Source organism: Deltaproteobacteria bacterium (assembly GCA_019309045.1).
Taxonomy (GTDB): Bacteria; Desulfobacterota; Syntrophobacteria; order BM002; family BM002; genus JAFDGZ01.
On record JAFDGZ010000053.1, the window covers coordinates 19,674 to 28,130 of the forward strand.

Annotated in this window: 7 protein-coding genes and 1 pseudogene (1 of these 8 cut by a window edge); 4 read left to right on the forward strand and 4 right to left on the reverse strand. The window is 51.2% G+C overall.

Going from position 1 to position 8,457, the window contains the following annotated elements:
- Window positions 1-127: 127 nt before the first annotated feature.
- Window positions 128-1,036, forward strand: a complete 909-nt coding sequence (locus JRI89_11905; GenBank protein MBW2071943.1) for a 3'(2'),5'-bisphosphate nucleotidase CysQ — start codon at window positions 128-130, stop codon at window positions 1,034-1,036.
- 210 nt (window positions 1,037-1,246) lie between these two features.
- Here the strand turns inward: JRI89_11905 and JRI89_11910 are convergent, their stop codons facing one another.
- Both JRI89_11910 and JRI89_11915 read right to left on the reverse strand, forming a co-directional pair.
- Complete coding sequence (locus JRI89_11910; protein MBW2071944.1) at window positions 1,247-1,900, reverse strand: VWA domain-containing protein; 654 nt, start codon at window positions 1,898-1,900, stop codon at window positions 1,247-1,249.
- Window positions 1,901-1,902: 2 nt separating this feature from the next.
- Entirely contained in the window at window positions 1,903-3,327 is a 1,425-nt protein-coding gene (locus tag JRI89_11915; protein MBW2071945.1) for a hypothetical protein, read from the reverse strand.
- A gap of 538 nt (window positions 3,328-3,865) precedes the next feature.
- Here JRI89_11915 and JRI89_11920 point away from each other — a divergent pair.
- Both JRI89_11920 and JRI89_11925 read left to right on the forward strand, forming a co-directional pair.
- A complete protein-coding gene (locus JRI89_11920) occupies window positions 3,866-5,581 on the forward strand; it encodes an FAD-dependent oxidoreductase (GenBank protein ID MBW2071946.1) in 1,716 nt (571 codons plus the stop codon).
- A 25-nt stretch (window positions 5,582-5,606) separates the two neighbouring features.
- Complete coding sequence (locus JRI89_11925; protein MBW2071947.1) at window positions 5,607-5,807, forward strand: histidine kinase; 201 nt, start codon at window positions 5,607-5,609, stop codon at window positions 5,805-5,807.
- A gap of 91 nt (window positions 5,808-5,898) precedes the next feature.
- Here the strand turns inward: JRI89_11925 and cfa are convergent, their stop codons facing one another.
- Window positions 5,899-7,059, reverse strand: a complete 1,161-nt coding sequence (gene cfa, locus JRI89_11930; protein ID MBW2071948.1) for a cyclopropane fatty acyl phospholipid synthase — start codon at window positions 7,057-7,059, stop codon at window positions 5,899-5,901.
- 97 nt (window positions 7,060-7,156) lie between these two features.
- Complete coding sequence (locus tag JRI89_11935; protein MBW2071949.1) at window positions 7,157-7,372, reverse strand: dodecin domain-containing protein; 216 nt, start codon at window positions 7,370-7,372, stop codon at window positions 7,157-7,159.
- A gap of 366 nt (window positions 7,373-7,738) precedes the next feature.
- Here JRI89_11935 and JRI89_11940 point away from each other — a divergent pair.
- Window positions 7,739-8,457: pseudogene (locus tag JRI89_11940) on the forward strand (MFS transporter); it runs 415 nt beyond the window's last position.

Here is an 8,457-nt window from a genome sequence, read left to right on the forward strand (position 1 = left end):
CCATTGCAGGCTTCGAAAACTGGAAACATGCAGAGAAAAATAATGGCTTGCACGAAACAGGGCTATTTATTAGGATTGGTTGCTCCTGTGTCCGTCTACAACTGTGTTGAAAGGAGAATTGCTACAAATGACCACCGAATTTCTAAAGCACTGCCTGTCGCTGTCTTTGCAGGCAGCCACCAAGGCAGGGGCGGCCATCCTCACTATATATCAACAGGACTATACGGTTGATTACAAGGAAGATCAATCCCCTATAACTTTGGCAGACACAAAGGCTCACAGCATTATCGAGGAGTTTCTATCGAACTCGGCCGCACCAAACCTTCCTATCCTGAGCGAAGAGGGGAAACATATCTCTTATGAGTCCAGGAGAAAGTGGGATTATTTCTGGCTGGTGGATCCTCTGGACGGCACCAAGGAGTTCATCAAGAGACGAGGAGAATTTACAGTAAATATAGCGCTCATCCACAAGGGGAGGCCTATACTGGGGGTAGTGTTCGTCCCAGCACGTGATCTTCTCTATTTTGCAGTAGATCGCCTCGGTGCCTTTAGATGCCACGATGAGCAGACCCTGGTACAACTGGCAAATGCTGCAGATAGTCGGCAAGACCATGCAAAGGTCCTGGCAGAAATCTTGCCCCAGGCCCAAACACTTCCCCTGGTGCGGCCTGACAATAGGAATTCCTTGACAAGCTTGAGGGTAGTAGGCAGCCGTTCACACGGAGGCGAGAAGCTGGCGCGTTTTGTGGAGCAAGCAAGAAAAAATTATCATGAAGTAGAATTTGTCCCGGCGGGAAGCGCTCTCAAATTTGGCCTGATTGCAGAAGGTAGCGCTGATGTCTACCCGAGATTTGGCCCCACAATGGAGTGGGATACAGCTGCTGGTCAGTGTGTGGTTGAATTAAGTGGCGGCACTGTTCTGTCAATGACGGAGCAGACTCCCTTGAGATACAATAAAAAAGACCTGCACAATCCATATTTTTGCTGCCGATCAGCCTATTGTAAAGATTATGACATGCCTTCAGAGTTGAGCTAGTTTGGCAATGATCTGCTCAGAAAGGGGGCGAATCTGCCGTCTGGCGAATGACTGTTTTGCCTTTCGCAGAAAGATAGATTCGCCCCTGCTCCCAGGTGCTTCGCTTCACAAATACAGTGGTCTATTTTGATGATTCACCTCGAAGCAATTGCTCCCTCAGCACCCGGTCTCCAGTAAATGAGTTCGTCATCGGACTTATGAACCGAAGCACTAAGTCCCCAGGATCGATTCCAGACGCTCGAGATCATTTACCAGTCTCCAGTGGCCGCCGCCCTTCTCAACTCGTTTCCTCCAGGCTTCGACACGAGCAAAATACTCTCGTGGATCAATGTTATCGCTTCGCAGTTTGGTGACGTTGAGGGCAACTACATTGCAGCCGTCTAGCTGAATAGGAAAATCCCGCACCTGTCCCTTGACCAACTCTTCCTTCAGGTCAGAAAATATCAAGATGTACTTCCTTCCAGCGCCGGTCTCGTCGAGGTATTCGACCGCCTGGAGTACTCCGCCAGTGATATCCGTGTAGGCGCTGCTCCTGGTGGAGCCAATGAATTTCTCCACCTTTTCTTTGAACAGCCTCTTTTGTTGGTTTGCCACAGATGGCCGCCGATCAAAGGTCATCTTGGCAAGGATATCTTTCTCGCTGAAGCTGCCGCTGTCAATCCGGGCAACGGCAAAACTGTCACCCGGCTGCAAAGTGCCGAGAAGGTAACTCACTATTGCCTGTGCCTTGTTGAGTTCTTGCTTGTAGGTGCCAGAACTGTCCAGCAGCATATATACTCCCACGGAGTGGCTGGTAGTGTCCGGGCAGCCACTCAGAACCAAGGCAATACAGGGCGTCAAGAGCAGAGTAAGCAATTTTTTCATTGCTAGGCCTCCTTCTCAACGATGATATCAGGATGATGCCTGCGGTTAAAAATTAACTGCTCCACCCACAGGGGTGGGAAAATGAGCAGGTCGTATAACTGCGCAAAGAGCTCGCCGGAATAACGTGCTATATTGCCAAGAAGACGGAGGACAAAGGCGAACCAGCGCAAAACTGCTGCCAGGACATTTCCCACTACCGTCCTCGATGACTGCACAAAAGTCTCCAGTGGAATTGCCACAAAAGTGAGGGCGAAGGGAAGGATGAAGCCCATTACCATCTGACCCACCATGGGAATCCACCTGTTTACCCCCATGCCTACGGCTTCCACATCTGCCAGGGACTGTCGCAGGGCATGAATATCCGCGGCAATCTGATCCCGCATGAATGCCAGCGCTGATTCTATGCTTGCCATTATAAGCAAAATGGCAAAGGTGACCCAGATCATGCGCACTCTCATCTTATCATTCATACTTCTGATAAGAGGGAACAGGTTGGTAATGCCAAGGGCCTCCATCAAGAACAGACCCATGGCAATTTCCACCAGAATAATGACCAGGGCAGCCACATTGGCGGTCTTGAAATTGCCTATGTAACTGCCGCCGCCAACCATCTCCGACATGGGCAGAGCAATGAGATTAAAGTTGATGACTGCACCGCCTATGGCAATGAGCATTACCACCACCGATATGAGGAATTGCGTGGTGGATGATGCGGTGAGCATCTGTTCAGCCTTGTCTGTCTTGGCTAGAATCTCCTCGTACTCGTCCATCTTCTTGTCTATTATTCTGGCGCGATCATGCAAGCCGGTAATGGTTTTGCCAACCTCGTCCAGCGTTTGCGATACCTTCCGCCAGCAGGGCATCATCTTCTTCAGTATGGCATGACGATTGCCCACAGCCTGGCGGTACTCCTCCATGGCCCCTTTGTACTGAGAAGTTGCACTCTTGTGAATTTCTCGCAGGATGTTGTCAACAGTCCCGCGGCTGTCACCAGGCAGTTTCGCCACTGCCTCCACCGCCTCCACCCACTCTGGGGATGGGGGGGGCAGTTCGACGCTTTCCAGGTAATCTTCTTCGATCCGAGCAATTTGTTCCGCCAAACTCCTGTGCAAGGCTGGATAACCACTGAAGTCGCGTCTGACCACGGCGTTGACACGATGGAATTCTCGCTCCAGTGAACGTTCCACCGCCTCTCTGCCAGCGGCAAGCAGCACTTCTTTGTTCCTTTGCACGAGTCGTTGTTCAGCGAGCAGCACAGAGTGTGAAGCCAACCTCATGCCGCTGTGGACGGCTCGACTCAGTGACTGGATGGCTCTGTGTGCCGGAGTACGGGCAAGATAGAGCAACAGCACAGCCACAACTATCCAGGTCAGTACTGACAACAATGGCGACCCGGGCCAAATGACAAGAAGTTCTGTAAGTGACATAGGACATCCTCTCCTGCAGTGATGCAAGCCTGGACCTTGCTAGCAGCTCCAGGCGCTTTCTACCAAGCAAACCGCAACAGCCGACAGTGATGCGGCTGATGCACGCAAGAGATGAAAGTGACCTTTTTTGTACCAACAACTACAGTTTTTGACCTTAAAGGTCTCAACTATGCATCAAAGTGTGCACCTTCAATCTTTCCTCTTGCTCATGTGGCAGGGCTCTCTTTCCCCTTTGCTGAAAGCAGAAGCACCGTATCCTTGACCGCGGGCCCTGCCATCCACCTCTTGCTGTTCCATACCAGTTGCTGCCCAGGGTAGAGCAAGATCTGTACCACTGCCCCCAGCTCGTGCTGTCCTCTTAAGTTGCCCCCTTCCCTCCTGTCAGTAAGCCCTTTCGGGAGCATGAGCCGGGAATTCCTAGATCTTGCTGCAAGTTATCTTTGTAAAGAGTAAGGCTGGAAGCAAACCATATCGAGAGCTTGCAACAAAGTCGCCTCTATCTTATAAGAGGGCAAACACCGACTCAGGAGGAAGACGAATGTCACGCAAAGTGGTGATCATCGGCGCCGTTGCTCTTGGCCCCAAGGCGGGCTGCCGCTTCAAAAGGTTGGAGCCCGAGTCTCAGGTGGTTATGGTGGATCAGGAAAGTCTCATTTCGTATGGAGGCTGCGGCATCCCCTATTATATTTCTGGAGATGTGCCTGATGCCAGCGAGCTTCAATCAACGAGCTTTCACATGCTTCGCGACGAGAAGTTTTTCAAGGAAGCCAAAGAAATAGAGGTTATGACACAGACCAGGGCATTATCAATAAACAGACAGGAAAAGAGGGTGCTGCTCGAAAGAGTCGACTCTGGAGAAAAAACCACGCTTCCCTATGACAAACTTGTCATCGCTACCGGCAGCATACCAAAACGTCTCCCCATTCCTGGCAGCGACCTCGATGGGGTCTTTACTATTGCCAATATGAATGCTGCCATTGCCATCAAAGAAAGAATAGCGAGCGGGCAGGTGGAGAAGGCCCTGGTAATCGGTGGTGGTTTCATTGGTTTGGAAATGGCGGAAGCCCTGACGGACATGTGGGGCATCGATACAACCGTCATAGAGATTACCGAGCAGATCCTACCTGGATTGATCAGCAGCAATATGGCGCGCATGGTGCAAAAACACATGGAAGAAAACGAAGTTTCCTTCCATCTTCAAGAAAGGGTGACCGCCCTGGAAGGCAGAGGCAAGGTGCAGAGGGCAATTACTGACAAACGGGTCATCGACTGTGACCTTGTCATTATTGCAGTAGGGGCAGAGCCAAATTCAGAGCTGGCAAGAGATGCCGGCCTGGAGATCTCCCCCAGGGGCGCCATAGTAGTAAACAGCAGAATGCAAACATCTGATCCTGATATCTATGCTGGGGGCGACTGCGTGGAAGTGATCAACCTGATTACTGGCAAGCCTGGCTATTATCCCCTGGGATCGATGGCGAACCGGCAAGGGCGCGTTATCGGTACAAATCTGGCCGGTGGCGTAGCAGAGTTTCCAGGAGCAGTTGGCAGCTTTGTGGTCAAAATTTTTGATATGTCAGTGGCAGCGGCAGGTTTGACCCTGGCAGCTGCTCGAAAAGAAGGATTCGACGCAGCAAGCGCCCTGGTGTGTCAGTTTGACCGCGCCCACTTTTATCCTGAAAAGGATTTGATGTTTCTGGAGTTGGTGGTGGAGAAGCACAGCGGTCGGGTTCTGGGTATTCAGGGTCTGGGGAACAAGGGTGACGGCACAGTAGGCAGAATCAATGCAGTGGCAGCCATATTGAGATACCAGCCAACCACTGCTGACATAAGCAACCTGGAAATTGCCTATTCGCCACCCTTCTCTGCAGCTATGGATATCCTCAACGCCCTTGGTAACACTGCAGAAAATATTCTGGCAGGCAAGAACAGAGTGCTAGAAGTTGATGAATTTGCGCAGCTCTGGCAGTCAAGAAGCAACGGCAAGGCTGTATTCCTGGACTGCAGGGGATGGGGGAATGCAGAACCATTTGTCAAGAAATATCCGCAATATTGGCAGAGCATCCCCCAGGACGAATTAAAGAAAAGGCTTGCTGAGGTGCCCAGGGACAAGAAACTTGTGCTCATTTGCAACACAGGAGTGCGTTCCTACGAGGCACAGGTAATGTTGGACCAGGAGGGCATTCGGGACACAGCCAATCTCCAGGGTGGCGTAGCCTGCCTGAAAAAATGGGGCCTCGATCTACTGAAAGAATGAAGTTGTCAGGAGGAGCAATAGTACAATGAAGCCAACAGATGAAAAGAGCTCTGCCCGAAGAGAACGACTCTTGCAGGAAATCGCCAGAGTAGAAGCCCTGCTGCAAGATCGCCAGGCGGCACTCCCGGCCCATTCCGTGCGACCGCACCAGATCCAAGAGATCGAAGAACTTGAAGAAGAGCTCTCCTCCTTGAAAAAGGAACTCGAGAAGCTTTCACAAGGTTGACCAGTGCCTAAAGCCCGAGACCCCCGAGCTGCCCATCTGCATTCTGGCAAGGCAGCGTCAGGCCCGGCAGGCAGGAGCAGCCTGGCGAAGATCAGCGAGGAGCCCGGTAGCCGCCCACGATACCTCTAGGTGAGAGCACTAGCTGCCACAGTTGATTCTGCCTTGCTCGAAAGGAGCCAGCACAAGAGAGGAGATAGTATTTCCACATGCGGTAAAATCTCTCATCATATTCCTGCTCGAGCAAATGCCAGTTGTCGTCGAAGTTTTGAAACCAGGCCATGAGGGTCTTGTCGTAGTCAGCGCCAAAGCTCTGCCAATCTTCTATGACGAACAAACCTTCCAGGGCGGCACAGATCTGTGTCGCCGACGGCAGCATGGAATTGGGAAATATGTATTCACTTATCCACCGATCACAGGTGCTACCGGAACGGTTGCGTCCTATGGTCTGCAGCAGGAAAAGCCCGTCCTCACGCAAATGGGCTCTCACGAGCCGCATATAGTTAGCGTAGTTCTTCAGTCCCACGTGTTCGAACATGCCTATGGAAAGAATACGGTCAAAAGTACCCTGTATGGTCCGGTAATCTTGCAGCCGTATATCCACGGGGAGGCCGCGGCAAAACTCCCGGGCATACCTGACCTGTTCCTCTGAAACAGTGATGCCCACGACCTCGACGCCATAGTTTTCAGCGGCAAATTTGGCAGTACCGCCCCAGCCACAGCCGATGTCGAGTAGGCGCATGCCTGGCTGCAACTTCAACTTACGGCAAACCAGGTCCAATTTCGCCAGCTGGGCTTCTGCAAGACTCGAGGCATTGTCCCAGTAACCACAGCTATACACCATATAGTCGTCCAGCATGCACTGGTAGAGCCTGTTGCCCATGTCATAGTGGTGCCGGCCGATCTTGAAAGCCCTGGAAGGCTTCTGATAATTGTAGACTTTCGCCTTCAAGACATCCAGGAACCACACCTTGTCTCTGGCCTGCTCCTCCAACCCTGCGCGAAGAATCTTGTAGAAGAATTCATCCAGTCGCTGGCAATTCCACCAGCCATCCATGTAGGACTCTCCAAGTCCCAGAGAACCGTCCGCAAGCACCCTCTGATAAAACTCTTCATGGTGGACCTGCAAATCCCAGGGGCGCCCGCCTCCTATATGAACATCCGCCCTAGCCAGCAGCAGTTCCACCTTTTGACGAAACTTGCTGGCAGTCAAATAATTTCTGCCATGAGATCTGAGATGAACTGGCGCTTCCATGGCAAGTTTCACCTCCTTTGGCCCTGTTGCTCAACAATATTTTGGCGGCACAAGCAACTGATACGTCAATATCCTTTCAGTGCTCAATCTCTTGAGATTAATCCTCCAATGCATACTTGAAAGACAGATTTAACCTCGCCCGGTAAGACACCACCTTGCCGTTTTCAACCTTCATGTCAAGTTGTTTGACCTCGGCAATTCTCAGGTCCCGTAGGCTCTTATTTGCGGTTTCTACAGCACTCTTTGCCGCATCCTCCCAGGAAACATCACTTGTTCCCACCAGTTCGATGACCTTGTAAGTACTGGTTGCCATGCTTTTCCTCCCTTTCCCCTTGCCCAATGCCAACCAGGGCAAAAAACTAGGCAACTCAAGAAAATACTCCAATGATAACCTGCTAGGCACCTGCAATCTCCACAACAGGTGTTGCCAGTTGCCCGCTGCAGCTCCTCATGAATGGACGAATCGTCGATGCTATTTTTACGATATACCCATGACAAAGAACTCGTCAATTAAAAAGCAGCACGAATGCCTCTGTTTAGCTGCCTGGCATGATCTCCGCGGGGCCAGCATGCAAATCTCCATTGATTTCAGCTCAAAGTTGGCGTAGGGTGACCATCTCGGTTGTCTGCGGCTGTATGGAAATTGCTCCGAAAGACAAAATTCGAACCGGATGAGTTGATGCGCCAAGTTCGCCAGAGTCCAATGTACCGCTTCTTACTGTTGCTCACCATCAGCTCCACCGTGGGCCTGCAGGCATGGCGCACTCTCTTCAACAATTTTGCTGTAGAAGTTGCCCATCTGGAAGGCAACCAGATAGGCATTATCCAGTCAGTACGTGAGCTGCCCGGCTTTCTGGCACTGCTGGCCATTTATCTTATGCTCCTGATGAAAGAACACAGGTTGTCGGCTCTTTCTGTTCTCTGTCTGGGACTGGGAGTGGGAATCACAGGATTGTTTCCCACTTTTGCCGGTCTGACCATTACCACGCTGATTATGAGCTTTGGCTTCCATTATTTTGAAACGACCAATCAGTCGCTGACACTCCAGTACTTTGAAGAAGACACAGCCCCGTGGGTTTTCGGCAAACTGCGAAGCTATGCAGCAGCCTCCAACATAGCAGTAGGATTCGTAATATTTGTTCTATCTTCCTGGTTTACTTACAGTGAGATCTATGCCTTGATTGGAACCCTCATTGGGCTCACTGGTTTGTGGGCGCTGGGCCAGAACCCTACCAGGCGCAACCTCCCCCCTCAGCACAAGAGGATGATTCTGCGCAGCAAGTACTGGCTGTTCTATTTTCTAACGTTTATGGCAGGAGCCAGGCGTCAGATTTTTATAGCTTTTGCAGTCTTTCTCATGGTCAAGAAATTTCATTATAGTATTCAAGAAGTTACAAT